The following is a 14,916-nucleotide window of genomic DNA, read 5'->3' as shown; positions in this document are numbered from 1 at the left end:
GCCACCAGGGAGGAAAGGACCGCTACGGCCCTCCGCACCCTACGGGGATGGGCCATGCATGCGAGGCCCACTTCCACTCTCGGCTCGCGAGTGGAACGCTTCGTGATCGAATGCTTCGCGCCAAGTTGCCTTGTCGACATAGCGCCGGTTGGAGAACTTGTCACGCCGGCACCACGGAACACAGTAGATTCGATCATGAGGATCGACGGCTGGGGACCCGTGCAAAACCGAGGGGAATCGTGCAGGAGCGAAAGGCCCGACAAGAACGGGGAGACGAGAACACCGAGGGGGGCTTAGCGCCATGAGCCAGGACTCCACTGCCGTACCGGAGTCAGTACGGAAGCTTTCCGGGCGTCGACGCCGGGAAGTCGTCGCCGTGCTGCTTTTCAGCGGCGGCCCCATCTTCGAGAGCTCCATTCCGCTCTCGGTGTTCGGAATCGACCGCCAGGACGCCGGGGTTCCCCGCTACCGCCTGCTCGTCTGCGGTGGGGAGGACGGCCCGCTGCGCACCACCGGCGGGCTCGAACTGACCGCGCCGTACGGCCTGGAGGCGATCAGCAGGGCAGGCACCGTGGTCGTGCCGGCATGGCGGTCGATCACATCACCGCCACCACCGGAGGCACTGGACGCGCTGCGCCGTGCCCATGAGGAGGGCGCCAGAATCGTCGGACTGTGCACCGGCGCGTTCGTGCTCGCGGCGGCCGGACTGCTGGACGGCCGCCCGGCCACCACGCACTGGATGTACGCCCCGACGCTCGCCAAACGCTATCCGTCCGTCCATGTGGACCCACGGGAGCTGTTCGTCGACGACGGTGACGTGCTCACCTCCGCCGGAACAGCGGCCGGAATCGATCTGTGCCTGCATATCGTCAGGACCGACCACGGCGCGGAGGCAGCGGGGGCCCTGGCCCGGCGGCTGGTCGTACCGCCGCGCCGCAGTGGCGGTCAGGAGCGCTATCTGGACAGGTCTTTACCAGAGGAGATCGGCTCCGACCCGCTCGCCGAGGTCGTGGCCTGGGCGCTGGAACATCTCCACGAGCAGTTCGACGTGGAGACGCTCGCGGCGCGCGCGTACATGAGCCGCCGCACCTTCGACCGTCGGTTCCGTTCGCTCACCGGCAGCGCGCCGCTCCAGTGGCTGATCACCCAGCGGGTGCTTCAGGCGCAGCGGCTCCTGGAGACCTCCGACTACTCGGTCGACGAGGTCGCCGGCCGCTGCGGCTTCCGCTCACCGGTGGCGCTGCGCGGGCACTTCCGGCGGCAGCTCGGCTCCTCCCCCGCGGCGTACCGGTCCGCCTACCGGGCCAGGCGCCCGCAGGGCGATCCCATGCCACCGGGGGTCATGGAGTCGATGGTGCCCGCCCAGGCGTCCGCGCACTCCAGGCGGGCGGCGGCGGCCTCCAGCGCGCCGGGGCACCCGGCGGCGTCCGCGGCCCTGCCGGACCACGGCAAGGCCGGTCCCGACATGTACGCGACAGGCTCGGGCCGTCCGAGTCTGCCCGGCCAGCGGAGCGCCCCGTAGGGTAAGGCGTATGAACGATCGAATGGTGTGGATCGACTGCGAGATGACCGGGCTCTCGCTGGCGGACGACGCACTCATCGAGGTGGCCGCGCTGGTCACCGACTCGGAGCTGAACGTGCTCGGTGAAGGGGTGGACATCGTGATCCGCCCGCCGGACGCGGCGCTGGAGACCATGCCCGAGGTGGTGCGGCAGATGCACACCACCTCGGGGCTCCTCGACGAGCTGGCGGGCGGCACCACGCTCGCCGCCGCCGAGGAGCAGGTCCTGGCGTACGTACGCGAGCACGTCAAGGAGCCCAGGAAGGCGCCGCTGTGCGGCAACACGGTCGGCACCGACCGCGGCTTCCTGTTCCGTGACATGGCGACGCTGGAGGGCTACCTCCACTACCGCATCGTCGATGTCTCCTCGATCAAGGAACTGGCCCGCCGCTGGTACCCGCGGGCCTATTTCAACAGCCCGGAGAAGAGCGGCAACCACCGCGCGCTGGCGGACATCCGCGAGTCCATCGCGGAGCTGCGCTACTACCGGGAGGCGGTCTTCGTACCGCAGCCGGGGCCGGACTCCGACAAGGCGAAGCAGATCGCGGCGAAGCACGTCCTGCGCGCGGAATAGGCCCCGTTTCGCACCCACGACAACGCGGGTGCGAGCACCCTCACGGACCCTGTACACTTTTTCTCGGCCGGTCAGGGAAAGAAAAGACCGGTCGTGGTGGGTATAGCTCAGCTGGTAGAGCACCTGGTTGTGGTCCAGGATGTCGCGGGTTCAAGTCCCGTTACTCACCCTTGAGAGATCGCCCCCGGAGCCTGTAGGTCAGGCACCGGGGGCGATCTTCGTTGGGTGATCTTCGTTGCGGCCCTCGCTTGCGGAGCGACCCGTACGGGGTCTCCGGCCGCCGGCGTCGGCCCCGGCACCGGCGGCCGGAGCTGACGGCCGGTCAGCGCGTCGCGTGCCCGCCGCGGGCAGCGGAGCCGTCAGGACGAGTCCCGTACGACCAGTTCCGTCGGGAGGATGATCTGGCGCGGGCCCGCCCCCGCCAGGCGCGTCCCCGCGCCGTTCCCGCGGGCCGCGATCTCCGCCAGGACCAGTCCCGCCATCGCCCGGCCCATCTCCTCGATCGGCTGGCGGACGCTGGTCAGCGGCGGGTCCATCAGGCGCGCTATCGCCGAGTCGTCGAAGCCGACCAGGGCCACGTCGTCCGGTGTCCTGCGGCCCGCCGCGCGCAGGGCCTGGCGGGCGCCCGCCGCCATGACGTCCGAGGCCGCGAAGACCGCGTCCAGGTCCGGGCGGCGGGCCAGCAGCTCGGTCATCGCCCGCCGGCCGCCCTCCTCGGTGAAGTCGGCCACCGCGACCAGCCCCTCGTCGGGCGGGTGGCCCGCCTCCGCCAGGGCCCGGCGGTAGCCGTCCAGGCGGCAGGCCGCGCCGAACACCGCCAGCCGTCCGGTGATCGTCGCGATGGTGCGGCGGCCCCGGACGAGGAGGTGCGTCACGGCCGTACGGGCGCCCTCCACGTTGTCGGAGTCGACCGAGGGCAGCGGCTCGGCCTCGGACCTGCGGCCGCTGATGACGGTCGGGATGGGGAGCCGGGCCAGCAGCTCGGGCAGCGGGTCGTCGGCGTGCACGGAGACCAGCAGGACGCCGTCGGCGCGGTGCGCGGCCAGGTACTGGGCGAGGCGGCGGCGCTCCCTGGCGCCGCCCGCGAAGGTGAGCAGGAGCTGCATCCCGGTCTCCGACAGGGCCTCGCCGACCCCGCTGACGATGCCCGAGAAGTACGGCTCGGCGAAGAACCGCGCCTCCGGTTCCGGTACGACCAGGGCGATCGCGTCGGCGCGGTTGGCGGCGAGCGCGCGGGCCGCGCGGTTGGGTACGTACCCCAGCTCCGCGATCGCCCGCTCGACGGCGGCCCTGGTCTGGGCGCTCACCTTGGGGGAACCGTTGATCACCCGGGAGACCGTGCCCCGGCCGACCCCGGCGCGCGCCGCCACCTCTTCGAGCGTGGGCAGCTTGCCGCCCCGCGGCCGGAACATCCGAGACGTCATCCGTGCCTCCCCGTCAGTCACCGAACACGCACCCGCCCGATCACGCCCTGTCATGCCCGATCCCGGCCGATCCCGTGCGTCCGGGTGCGCCGCCGCGGCGGCCCGCCCGAGGAATCCGTTCCGAGTCCAGCCCTGTCCCTTGACACCCCTACGGGGACCCGCGACGCTTCAACACATCACATGTGGGAGCGCTCCCACCGTACCTGACCCATACATGCCCCGCACGTGGCCCGACCGCGCCGGATCCCCCCTCGCACCGCGGACAGCGGCACACAGCACGCAGCACGCACGCGGTTGGCCGGAGGCCGGCAACGTCGGTGGCACTAGGAGGACGTCATGCGTACACGTACTCGTTCGTCCCGTCGGCTGGCGGCCCTCGCCGCCGCCGCGGCCCTGGCCGCGGGCGCCCTGGCCGGCTGCGCCGCCGACGACGAACCCTCCGGCAGCGCCACCGGCGGAGGAGACGGCGGCAAGGGCAGGACCACGATCACCGTGGGTGTCTTCGGCGCCTTCGGCCTCAAGGAGGCCGGGCTCTACGACCAGTACACGAAGCTCAACCCCGATGTCGTCATCAAGCAGACCTCCATCGAGCGCAACGAGAACTACTACCCGCAGCTCCTCACCCACCTGGGCTCCGGCAGCGGGCTCGCGGACATCCAGGCCGTCGAGGTCGCCAACATCGCCGAGGTCACCGCCACCCAGAGCGACAAACTGGTCGACCTGGGCAAGGCGCCCGGCGTCCAGAAGGACAGCTTCGTACCGTGGAAGTGGGAGCAGGCCACCGCCAAGACGGGCAGGACCATAGGGCTCGGTACGGACATCGGCCCCGAGGCCATCTGCTACCGCAAGGACCTCTTCGCCCGGGCGGGGCTGCCCACCGACCGCAAGGAGGTCGGCGCGCTGTGGGCGGGTGACTGGAAGAAGTACCTGGAGGCCGGGAAGACCTTCAAGGCCAAGGCGCCCAAGGGAACGGCCTTCGTGGACTCGGCGAGCGGCGTGCTGGCCGCCGTCATGGGCAGCTCCGCGGAGCGCTTCTACGACGCGGACGGCAAGGTCGTCTACAAGACCAACCCGGCGGTGAGGGCAGCCTGGGACGACGCCGCCGCGTTCGCCGGGAACGGCCTGACCGCCAAGCTCCAGCAGTTCACGCCCTCCTGGGACCAGGGCTTCTCCAACAACGCCTTCGCCACGGTCTCCTGCCCGCCCTGGATGCTCGGCTACATCCAGGACAAGGCCGGGGACGCGGGCAAGGACAAGTGGGACGTGGCCGCCGCGCCCAAGCCCGGCAACTGGGGCGGCTCGTTCCTCACCGTGCCCGAGGCGGGCAAGAACAAGGAGGCCGCCGCCAAGCTCGCCGCCTGGCTGACCGCGCCCGAGCAGCAGGCCACGCTCTTCGAGAAGCGCGGCAGCTTCCCCAGCTCGCAGGCGGCGTACGCGCTGCCCGCGGTCTCCGGCGCGAAGCACGCCTACTTCGGCAACGCGCCGATCGGGGAGGTCTTCGTCCAGGCCGCCAAGGGGGTGCCGGTGCAGATCCTCGGCCCGAAGGACGGCATCATCTCGCAGAACCTGGCCGATGTCGGCATGCTCCAGGTCGACCAGAAGGGGACCTCGTCGAAGGACGGCTGGAACGCGGCCGTGAAGGCGATCGACAACGCGCTGGACCAGTGACCGATGGCCAGTGACGCACCCACCGCCGCGCCCTCCGAGGAGGAGGGCGCGGCCCCGGCCCCGGCCCCGAGTAACGCCACGGCCGGCACCTGGCGCGCGCGGACACACCGTGACGAGAAGCGCGACGGGAAGCGTGCGGAGCGGCGCAGCCGCTGGTACCGCCGCGACGTGCGGTGGAGCCCGTACGCGTTCGTCGCGCCCTTCTTCGTCTTCTTCCTGGCCTTCGGCCTCTTCCCGCTCCTCTACACCGGCTGGGCCTCGCTGCACCGGGTGGAGCTGACCGCGCCCGGCGACATGGAGTGGGTGGGGCTGCGGAACTTCTCCCGGCTGTTGAGCGACGAGTTCTTCTGGAACGCTCTGAGGAACACGCTCTCCATCGGGGTGCTGTCGACCGTTCCGCAGCTCCTGATCGCGCTGGGCATCGCCCATCTGCTCAACTACCGGCTGCGCGGCTCGATGTTCTTCCGGGTCGCCGTGCTCACCCCGTACGCCACCTCGGTGGCCGCCGCGACGCTCGTCTTCGTGCTGCTCTTCGGCCGCGACTACGGGATGATCAACTGGGCGCTGGGCATGGCCGGGATCGATCCGGTCGACTGGCAGAACGGCGCGTGGACCTCGCAGCTCGCGGTCTCCACGATCGTCATCTGGCGCTGGACGGGCTACAACGCGCTGATCTATCTGGCGGCGATGCAGTCGATCCCCGACGATCTCTACGAGTCGGCGGCGCTGGACGGGGCCTCGCGCTGGCAGCAGTTCATCCATGTGACCGTGCCGTCGTTGCGGCCGACCATTCTGTTCACGGTCGTGGTCTCGACGATAGGGGCGACCCAGCTCTTCGGCGAACCGCTGCTGTTCAACGGCGCCGGAGGCGCCAACGGCGGGGCCAACCATCAGTTCCAGACGCTCGGGCTCTATCTGTACGAGCAGGGCTGGGTGAATCTGCACCTCGGCCGGGCCTCGGCGATCGCCTGGACGATGTTCCTGATCCTGCTGGTCGTCGGCGCGGTGAACTGGCTGATCAGCCGTCGTCTGCGCACGAGCTCGCAGGGCCGGTGAGGGAGACACATGTCCACGTCGACACAGTCACAGTCGTCAGAGCCACAGTCGTCAAAGCCGCAGTCGTCCGAGTCGCGGTCGTCCGAGTCGGAGCGGAAGTCGCCGGCGGGGGCCCGGACACCGGGACCGCCGTCCGAGGGCGCCCGGGGCACGGGCGGGCGCGGCGCCGGGCGGCAGCTCCACGGTGGCCGGATCACGTACGCCGTCCTGATCGTGTTCACCGTCGGCTCGCTGTTCCCGCTGGTGTGGACGGCGATCGCGGCGTCCCGTAACAACACCCGGCTCGCGCAGACCCCGCCGCCGTTCTGGTTCGGCGGGAACCTGTTCAAGAACCTGGAGATCGCCTGGACCGACGCCAACATGGGGACGGCCCTGCTCAACACGACGATCGTCGCCGGTTCGATCGCCGCCGGTACGGTGCTCTTCTCCACGCTCGCCGGATTCGCCTTCGCCAAACTCCGCTTCCGGTTCAAGAACCTGCTGCTCCTGCTGGTCATCGGCACGATGATGGTGCCGCCGCAGCTCAGCGTCGTCCCGCTGTACATGCTGATCGCCGAGCTGTCCTGGACCGACCGGCTCCAGTCCGTCATCCTGCCCACGCTGGTCAGCGCCTTCGGCGTGTTCTTCATGCGCCAGTACCTGATCGGGGCGCTGCCCACCGAGCTGATCGAGGCGGCCCGGGTGGACGGCGCGGCCAGTTGGCGGGTGGTCTGGCACGTCGTCTTCCCCGCCGCGCGGCCCGCGATGGCCGTCCTGGGGATGCTGACGTTCGTGATGGCCTGGAACGACTTCTTCTGGCCGATCATCGCGCTGACCCAGAACGGCAGCCCCACCGTGCAGGTGGCGCTGACCGGGCTCGGCCGCGGCTACATCCCCGACCAGTCGGTGATCATGGCGGGCGCGCTGCTGGGCACGCTGCCGCTGCTGATCGCCTTCGTCCTGTTCGGCAAGCACATCGTCGGCGGCATCATGCAGGGCGCGGTCAAGGGCTGACCCCGCGACCCCCGCCCCCGCGCCCCGCGCCCCGCGCCCCGCTGACTCCGCGCCGCCGCCCGCCGGGTCTCCCCCGCATCTCACCCCCCACCCACACCCCCCATCCCTACGGTCACTGGGAGCTGCACCATGTCCGAGACCTTCCCGCCCGGCTTCCTCTGGGGCACCGCCACCGCCGCGTACCAGATCGAGGGCGCGCCCCAGGAGAACGGCCGTACGCCCTCCATCTGGGACGTCTTCAGCCATACGCCCGGCAAGACGTTCAACGGCGACACCGGCGACGTCGCCGTCGACCACTTCCACCGCCGGGCCGAGGACGTCCGGCTGATGGCGGACCTCGGCGTGAACGCGTACCGCTTCTCGGTCTCCTGGCCGCGCGTGCAGCCCACCGGACGCGGTCCCGCCGTCCAGCGCGGCCTGGACTTCTACCGCGAACTCGTCGACGACCTGCTCGCCCACGGCATCGAGCCCGTCCTCACCCTCTACCACTGGGACCTCCCGCAGGAGCTGGAGGCGGCGGGCGGCTGGCCGGAGCGCGAGACGGCGTACCGGTTCGCGGAGTACGCGCGGTACGTCGGCGAGGCACTCGGTGACCGCGTGGAGCGCTGGACGACCCTCAACGAGCCCTGGTGCAGCGCGTTCCTGGGGTACGCGTCAGGGGTGCACGCCCCGGGCCGTACGGACCCGGTGGCCGCCCTGCGCGCCGCCCACCACCTCAACCTGGGCCACGGGCTTGCCACGCAGGCGCTGCGCTCGGTGCTCCCGGCGCGGGCGCAGGTCTCGGTGAGCCTCAACCCGTCCTGTGTACGGGCCCGTACACAGGCGCCCGAGGACCTGAACGCCCGGCGCCGGATCGACGCCCTCGCCAACCGGATCTTCAGCGGGCCGATGCTCTCGGGCGCGTACCCGGACGACCTCTTCGCCGATACGGTCCGGCTCACCGACTGGTCCTTCGTCCACGCGGGCGACGCGGCGGTGGCCCGTCAGCCGCTGGACTCGCTGGGCATCAACTACTACCAGCCCGCCGTCGTCTCGGCCGCCACCGGGGCCGACACGGACCGGCACGACGGCCACGGCGCGAGCGACCACTCCCCCTGGCCCGGCGTGGACGACATCGCCTTCCACCAGCCGGCCGGCGAACTGACCGAGATGGGCTGGACGGTGGACCCGAGCGGGCTGTACGACCTGCTGATGCGCTACTCGCGGGAGGCGCCGGGGCTGCCCCTGATGATCACGGAGAACGGCGCGGCGTACGAGGACAAGCCGGCCGCCGACGGCGCGGTCCACGACCCCGACCGGATCCGCTATCTGCACGGCCATCTGTCGGCGGTGCGCCGCGCGATCTCGGAAGGGGCCGATGTACGCGGCTACTTCCTCTGGTCGCTGATGGACAACTTCGAGTGGGCGTACGGGTACGGCAAGCGGTTCGGCGCGGTCCACGTGGACTACGAGACGCAACGCCGTACGCCGAAGTCGAGCGCGCGGTGGTACGCGAAGGTCGCGGCGACCGGTGAGCTGCCGGAGCCGCCGCTCGGCTGAGCGAGCTGGGCGAGCTGAGTGAGGGGACCTGCGACCGGGGGACGGGAACCTGCCCGCCCCGGCCGCCGGTTCACGCCTCCGCGGATTCGGACGTACGCGCTCCCCGGCCCGGCCGCCCCGGCCATCTCCCGCGCCCGCGCCCCCGTCCGCGCAGCCGGTGGCCGCGCCGTTCGTCCGGGGAGCGCCAGCCGTCGAGGCCGATCCAGATCCGTATCTCCGTACCGCCGAGGACGGAGCGGCCGATCCGTACGTCGCCGCCCGTCGACTCCGCGACCCGGCGCACGATGTCGAGCCCGAGGCCGGTGGAGCCCTCGCGGCCCCCGCTGTTGCCCCGGGCGAGCGCGGCCCGCGGGTCGGTGATCCCGGCGCCCGCGTCCGAGACGAGGACGAGGACCGCGTCCTCCCCGTTGTGCACGTCGACCGAGAAAGCGGTGCCCTCCGGGGTGTGCCGGAAGACATTGCCGAGCAACGCGTCGAGGGCGGCGGCCAGTTCGGTCCGTACCACCGGGGCGCGCACCGGCCGGCCGATGCCGGCGACCCGTACCGTACGGCCCTCGTCCTCGGCCAGCGCGGACCAGAAGTCCATCCGCTCCCTGACCACTTCGGAGACGTCGCACCCCCCGGCGGGCCCCGCCGCGACCGTCTGGGGCTTGGACTCGCGGGCCGTCCGGATGATCGTGTCGACCTCGCGCTCCAACTGCTCGACCGCCGCCCGGGTCTGGTCGGCGGCCGGGCCCTCGCCGAGCGAGGCGGCGTTGAGGCGGAGCACGGTGAGCGGGGTACGGAGCCGGTGCGAGAGGTCGGCGGCGAGTTCCCGCTCATTGGCGAGGAGCTGGACGACCTGGTCGGCCATGGAGTTGAACGCGACAGCCGCGGAGTGGAGTTCGGCCGGACCCTCCTCGGGGACGCGCGCCCCGAGTTTCCCCTCGCCGAGGGCGCCCGCGGCGCCCGCGAGCTGCCGCGCGGGCTCGACCATCCGTACGCCGAGCCGGTCGGCGACGGCGACCGAGCCGACGATCAGGGCGACGCCGACGCCCGCGAGGACCAGCCAGGCGGTGGTGACCCCGTTGGTGACCTCGTCCTGGGGGACGTAGATCTCGACGATCGCGATACGGCCCGGGCCGAGGGCGGTCGGCTGGAGCAGCACGGAGCCGCCCGCCACCTCGGCCGTGGCGGCGCGCGGGGTGCGCCGTACGGTCGCCAGGTCGTCCCGGTCGGCCCGGCGCGTGCCGATCTCCACAGCCGCTTCCTCCGCCCCGGCGGCCGGGACGTGTACGGCCATCCGCCCGTCGGCGCCCGCCTGCGTGGAGGCGACGGCGCGCTCCAGCTCGGCGCGGTCGGTGGTGATGGAGAGGGTGGGTCCGATGGCGGCGGCCTGCCGCTCGGCGTTGGTGAAGGCCCGGTCCCTGGCCATCTCCTTGATGACGAGGCCGAGCGGTACGGCGAAGGCCACGACGACCATCACGGTGACCGCCAGGGACACCCTGACCAGGGCCCATCTCATAGGCGCGGCTCCCCGCCGGACTCCACGGGCGGCTCCAGCTTCACGCCGACGCCGCGCAGGGTGTGCAGATAGCGGGGCCTGGCCGCCGTCTCGCCCAGCTTCCGTCGCAGCCAGGACAGATGGACGTCGATGGTCTGGTCGTCGCCGTACGACTGCTGCCACACCTCGGCGAGCAGCTCCTTGCGCGGTACGACGACGCCGGGACGCCCGGCGAGGAAGGTCAGCAGGTCGAACTCGCGGCGGGTGAGGTCCAGCTGCGTACCGTCCAACTCGGCCTGGCGGCGCAGCGGATCGATGGCGAGCCCGCCGACCCGCAGGACGTTCGGGGCCGGCGCCCCGCCCCCGGCGGCGCGGGAGCGGCGCAGTACGGCGGCGATCCTGGCCGAGAGGTGGGCCACGGAGAACGGCTTGGTGAGGTAGTCGTCGGCGCCGTCGTTGAGCAGCCGGACGATCTCGGCCTCGTCGTCCCGGGCCGTGGCGATGATCACCGGTACGTCGGTGATGCCGCGCAGCATCTTCAGCGCCTCGGAGCCGTCGAGGTCGGGCAGTCCGAGGTCGAGGATGACGACGTCGAACCGGAAATGGGCCACTTCACGCAGCGCCTCCAGGGCCGTGCCGACGCTCCGTACGGTGTGGGAAGCCTCGGTCAAGTGCCTGATGAGGGCGGAGCGTACGAACTGGTCGTCCTCGACCACGAGCACACTGGGCATGGGCGGCACCGTACGCCATCGGGGAGACGCGGGGAGGCGGGCCCACGGGGCCGGGCGCCGGACCGGGGCGACCGGGACGACCCGCGGGACAGCGGTGACGTACGTGGGGCACTATGGCCCCGATGCGCAGAGGACTCGTACACACGATCGCCTGGCTGCTCGCCACCGGCGCGGCGACCACGCTGACCTGGTGGGGCGTCCACACCGTCATGGCCGGGACGGCGTACGACCCGCCGCGCGCGCTGCCACTGCCGGTGGACGGCGCGCAGGAGGTGTCCGCCGCGTCCCGCGCGCCGCTGGACTCCTCGACGCGGCGGCCCCGGAGCCCGTCGGCGAAGCCGCCGACGCCCTCGCCCACGGCGCCGTCACCGTCACCGGAGACTCCGGAGGGCGGCCGTACCGCCTCGCCGTCCGCCCCCGCCGGTACGGAACCGGACGCGAGCCGGGAGCCGTCCGCGTCCCCAGGACCCGGCTCCGGCTCCGGCTCCGGCTCCGGCTCCGAGGGCACGGTGGAGAGCTATGCGGTGGACGGCGGCCGGGTCGTCCTCGAACTGGGTTCTTCCTCCGCCGAGTTGGTCTCCGCGACGCCGAACGCGGGCTGGCAGGTGCAGGCGTGGTCGGAGGAGTACTGGATCCGGGTGACGTTCACGCGGGACGGCCGGGAGGTCTCGGTGTTCTGCACGTGGCACGACCATCCGCCGAAGGTGGAGTTCGACGACCGCTGACGCCGCGATGCGCACCGGGCGGCTTCAGGACGTGAACGTACCGGCCGGGGGCAGCGGCGACGCCTTCGCTCCCGCGTCCGTCACGACGGCCGCCCCACCGCTGAAGTCGGCCAGCGCGCGCCCGTGTTCGACGCGTCCCGGATGCGGATCGCTCGCGACCCTGCGGGTCAGTTCCGCGACGGGCAGCTCCCGGTCCGCGGCGACCAGGACGGCGTTGCCGAAGCGCCGTCCGCGCAGCACCGCCGGATCGGCGGCGAGCGCCAATTGCCCGAACGCGCCCGCGGCGGTGGCGATCTGGCCCCGGAGGTGGGTGAGCGGCGGGCCGTCCGCGATGTTCGCGGCGTACCAGCCGTCCGGCTTGAGGGCCCGCCGTACGTCGGTCAGGAACTCGGCGCTGGTGAGATGGGCGGGGGTGCGCGTACCGCCGAACACGTCGGCGATCACCAGATCCGCCCAGCCGTCGGGCACCTTGGCGAGCGCGGCGCGGGCGTCGGCGGAGCGGACGCGGATCCGGGCGGTGGGGTCCAGCGGCAGATGGGTCCGCACGAACCGGACGAGGGCCGCGTCGACCTCCGCGATCTGCTGGGTGGAGCGGGGGCGGGTGGCGGCGGTGTAGCGGGCGAGCGTGAAGGCGCCACCGCCGAGGTGCACGACGTGCAGGGGCCGTTGGGCGGGGGCCACGAGGTCGATGACATGGCCGAGCCTGCGCTGGTACGCGAAGGAGAGGTGCGCGGGGTCGTCGAGGTCGACATGGGACTGCGGGGCGCCGTCGATCAGCAGCGTCCAGGCGCGGGCGCGCTCGCGGTCGGGGGTCAGCTCGGCGACACCGGCGTCGACGCTCTCGACGACGGCGTCCGCCCGGTCCCGCCTGCTGCGTGCCACGCCCCCATTATCGGGGAGGCGTGGGCGGGGCGGAAACTCGGGCCGGTACCGGTCGGAAGCTCCCGTTCAGGAAGGCCCGTTCAGAAACGCCCGTTCAGGAGCACCGGTCGGCGGCCTCGATCAGCCGCGCCGCCTCCCCCAGCGCCGCCCGCAGCACCACCGGATCCGTGACAGGACCCGTGACGTCGGGCGGCAGCAGCCAGCCCGATCCGGTGACCGGCGGCTCCGAGGGGATCCGCAGGCCCCGGCCGAACGTCTGCGTACAGGCGCTGCCCGGCAGGTCCCAGCCGGCCGCCGTGCCGGGCGGCACGAGGAAGCCGAGCGTGTCGCAGGAGCCGTCGTGCAGCACCGGCCCCACCCGGGGGACGGCGCCCGCCGGGGCCGCGCCGCGCCGCAGGATGTCCACCGCCTCCAGCCCCTGGCGCGCCGGGACGGTCACCAGGTCGCACGGTTCCCCGGTGTCGTCGGGGCGTGCGCTGGACTCCTGATGATGTGCGTGCTGAGCAGTCGTGCGTGAGCCACCACTGGTCTCCATACGGACCTCCCACTCCCACTCCAACAAGGCAAGCCCTCCTCGTCGAACGCAGACACGTTGAGCGTCTCCTTCAGGTTCAACGCGACGCGGTGTCAACGGCTACGGCGAAACGCCGCCGCAAAGGATGGCAGTTCATGGCGGATCGTGGGCGAGAAATCCGATTTGTAGGCAAACCCTGCGTATAGGCACCGTCACGGAGGGTACGTTCGTGCTCGCCGGGACACCGGCCGCACGCCGGCCGGGGACCGGCCGTATTCGGCTGTACATCGGCTGTGGATCGGCTGCACCAGGAGAGGCTCGGCCATGACGTCGTCCCGGGCAGTTCCCAACCTCGCCTTCCGCCAACTGCGCGGGCAGCGCTCGCCGGGGGAGTTCGCCGCCGCCGTGCGCAGGGCCGCGCGGGAGATCGGTGAACACGTCGCGTGCGACGCCCGATACATCGGACGCGTGGAGGCCGGCGAGATCCGCTGCCCCAACTACGCGTACGAACGGGTCTTCCTGCACATGTTCCCCGGGCTGACACTGCGGGACCTGGGCTTCTCGGCGCGCGAGGACGTACGCGGCAGGGCGGCGCGGGTCACGGCCCAGCGCCGCCCCCTGTCCTCCCCCTCCCCGTCCTCCATCCCTTCCCCCACCCCGTCCTCCATCCCGAAACCCGCACCGGCCTGGACCCCCGTGTCCACGGCCCCGACGAACCACCCCAGCGACACCAGCGAGGAGAGCGACGTGCTGCGTCGCGCATTCATGACGAGCGGCCCCGCCACGGTGATGGCCGCCTCCTTCGGGCTCGACGGTACGGCCGTCGCCTCCGTGCCCGCCCCCCGGCGGGTCGGCGAGGCCGAGGTGCACGCCGTCGAGGAGGCCGTACGACGGATCCGGCTGCTCGACGACCGGCACGGCGCCGACGGGCTCTACCGGAGCGCCGCCCAGCCGCTGCGCGCCGCGTACACCCTGCTCGACGCGGGCACGACGACCCGGCGCGCCACCGCCGACCGGCTCTACTCGGGCGCGGGCGAACTGTCGATCTCGGTGGGCTGGCTCGCCCATGACTCCGGCCGCTTCGACGAGGCGCGCTCGCACTACGCGGAGGCGCTGGCCACGGCGCGGATCGCGGGCGATCACGCCCTGGAGGCACACGCCTTCTGCAACACGTCGTTCCTGGCCAGGGACGCGGGCCGGTACCGGGAAGCCGTACGCGCCGCACAGGCGGGCCGGCGGGCGGCGGGCCGGCTCTCCTCGCAGCGGCTGCTGTCGCTGCTCGCGCTGCGGGAGGCGGGCGGCCGGGCCTGGCTCGGCGACCGTACGGGGTGCGAGCAGGCGCTGTCCCAGGCCCACGGCTACTTCGAGCGCGGGCCCTCGGACTCCGACCCGGAGTGGATGTCGTTCTTCGGCGAACCGGAGCTGGAGGCACAGGAGGCGCTGTGCCACGCGGCGCTCGGCGACTGGGCGCGGGCCGCGCGCCACGCCTACCGCGCGACGGTCCTCCAGCAGCCGCACTTCGCCCGCAACCTCGCCCTGTACCGCGCCGAGCTGGCCACGGACCTGGCCCGCGCGGGCGCGCCGGACGAGGCGGCGGCGGCCGGGCACCAGGTGCTCGACCTGCTGGACGACGTCCAGTCCTCGCGCATCCTGACGAAGCTCGCCGCGACGGCGCGGGTGCTGCTGCCGCACCGGCGGATGCCCGAGGTGGGCGCGTTCCTGGAGCGCCACGCGACGGTCAACGCGCGCGGATAGCGGGTAGCGGG

13 protein-coding genes and 1 tRNA gene are annotated in these 14,916 nt (G+C 72.4%); 9 read left to right on the top strand and 5 right to left on the bottom strand.

All coding sequences use genetic code 11. The annotated features are described in order from the left end of the window. The first annotated feature begins 301 nt into the window (after positions 1-301). The 3 genes from ACIBJC_RS18795 to ACIBJC_RS18785 all read left to right on the top strand — a co-directional run bounded on the left by ACIBJC_RS18795 (position 302) and on the right by ACIBJC_RS18785 (position 2,304). A complete protein-coding gene (locus tag ACIBJC_RS18795; RefSeq protein ID WP_399293472.1) occupies positions 302-1,522 on the top strand; it encodes a GlxA family transcriptional regulator in 1,221 nt (406 codons plus the stop codon). Between the two features lie 10 nt (positions 1,523-1,532). Beyond that, on the top strand, positions 1,533-2,135 hold the full coding sequence (gene orn, locus ACIBJC_RS18790) for an oligoribonuclease (RefSeq protein WP_399293469.1): 603 nt from the start codon (positions 1,533-1,535) through the stop codon (positions 2,133-2,135). A gap of 96 nt (positions 2,136-2,231) precedes the next feature. Beyond that, positions 2,232-2,304, top strand: a tRNA-His gene (locus ACIBJC_RS18785). 190 nt (positions 2,305-2,494) lie between these two features. On the opposite strand, the gene ACIBJC_RS18780 is transcribed toward ACIBJC_RS18785, so the two are convergent. After that, positions 2,495-3,559, bottom strand: coding sequence for a LacI family DNA-binding transcriptional regulator (locus ACIBJC_RS18780; protein ID WP_399293466.1), 1,065 nt, complete (start codon positions 3,557-3,559; stop codon positions 2,495-2,497). Between the two features lie 336 nt (positions 3,560-3,895). Here ACIBJC_RS18780 and ACIBJC_RS18775 point away from each other — a divergent pair, with 336 nt between their 5' ends. The 4 genes from ACIBJC_RS18775 to ACIBJC_RS18760 all read left to right on the top strand — a co-directional run bounded on the left by ACIBJC_RS18775 (position 3,896) and on the right by ACIBJC_RS18760 (position 8,815). Beyond that, positions 3,896-5,227: an extracellular solute-binding protein gene (locus ACIBJC_RS18775; RefSeq protein WP_399293463.1), complete on the top strand. Its 1,332-nt coding sequence runs from the start codon at positions 3,896-3,898 to the stop codon at positions 5,225-5,227. 3 nt (positions 5,228-5,230) lie between these two features. Continuing rightward, positions 5,231-6,283 carry a carbohydrate ABC transporter permease gene (locus ACIBJC_RS18770; protein WP_399293460.1) on the top strand — a complete coding sequence of 351 codons (1,053 nt, stop codon included), beginning with the start codon at positions 5,231-5,233 and terminating at the stop codon, positions 6,281-6,283. 9 nt (positions 6,284-6,292) lie between these two features. Beyond that, on the top strand, positions 6,293-7,276 hold the full coding sequence (locus tag ACIBJC_RS18765; protein ID WP_399293458.1) for a carbohydrate ABC transporter permease: 984 nt from the start codon (positions 6,293-6,295) through the stop codon (positions 7,274-7,276). Positions 7,277-7,405: 129 nt separating this feature from the next. Beyond that, the gene (locus ACIBJC_RS18760) at positions 7,406-8,815 is read left to right on the top strand and encodes a GH1 family beta-glucosidase (RefSeq protein ID WP_399293454.1); all 1,410 of its coding nucleotides are present in this window, start codon (positions 7,406-7,408) and stop codon (positions 8,813-8,815) included. Between the two features lie 70 nt (positions 8,816-8,885). On the opposite strand, the gene ACIBJC_RS18755 is transcribed toward ACIBJC_RS18760, so the two are convergent. Next, complete coding sequence (locus tag ACIBJC_RS18755; RefSeq protein ID WP_399293451.1) at positions 8,886-10,319, bottom strand: sensor histidine kinase; 1,434 nt, start codon at positions 10,317-10,319, stop codon at positions 8,886-8,888. Continuing rightward, a complete protein-coding gene (locus tag ACIBJC_RS18750) occupies positions 10,316-11,029 on the bottom strand; it encodes a response regulator transcription factor (RefSeq protein WP_399293448.1) in 714 nt (237 codons plus the stop codon). The genes ACIBJC_RS18755 and ACIBJC_RS18750 overlap by 4 nt, the downstream gene beginning before the upstream one ends. Positions 11,030-11,151: 122 nt before the next feature. On the opposite strand from ACIBJC_RS18750, the gene ACIBJC_RS18745 reads away from it, so the two are divergent. Beyond that, a complete protein-coding gene (locus tag ACIBJC_RS18745) occupies positions 11,152-11,754 on the top strand; it encodes a hypothetical protein (RefSeq protein ID WP_399293445.1) in 603 nt (200 codons plus the stop codon). A 24-nt stretch (positions 11,755-11,778) separates the two neighbouring features. Here ACIBJC_RS18745 and ACIBJC_RS18740 read toward each other — a convergent pair whose 3' ends face one another. After that, the gene (locus ACIBJC_RS18740; protein WP_399293442.1) at positions 11,779-12,636 is read right to left on the bottom strand and encodes a spermidine synthase; all 858 of its coding nucleotides are present in this window, start codon (positions 12,634-12,636) and stop codon (positions 11,779-11,781) included. A 94-nt stretch (positions 12,637-12,730) separates the two neighbouring features. After that, positions 12,731-13,171 carry a hypothetical protein gene (locus ACIBJC_RS18735; protein ID WP_399294246.1) on the bottom strand — a complete coding sequence of 147 codons (441 nt, stop codon included), beginning with the start codon at positions 13,169-13,171 and terminating at the stop codon, positions 12,731-12,733. A gap of 303 nt (positions 13,172-13,474) precedes the next feature. Between ACIBJC_RS18735 and ACIBJC_RS18730 the strand changes: the two genes are divergently transcribed. Continuing rightward, the gene (locus ACIBJC_RS18730; protein ID WP_399293440.1) at positions 13,475-14,905 is read left to right on the top strand and encodes a tetratricopeptide repeat protein; all 1,431 of its coding nucleotides are present in this window, start codon (positions 13,475-13,477) and stop codon (positions 14,903-14,905) included. The last annotated feature ends 11 nt before the right edge of the window (positions 14,906-14,916 follow it).

Origin of the sequence: Streptomyces sp. NPDC050509 (assembly GCF_044457965.1) — a bacterium.
In the GTDB taxonomy this organism is placed as follows: Bacteria; Actinomycetota; Actinomycetes; order Streptomycetales; family Streptomycetaceae; genus Streptomyces.
The sequence above is the reverse complement of the archived record's forward strand: the minus strand, read 5'-3'. Positions and strand labels throughout refer to the sequence as shown.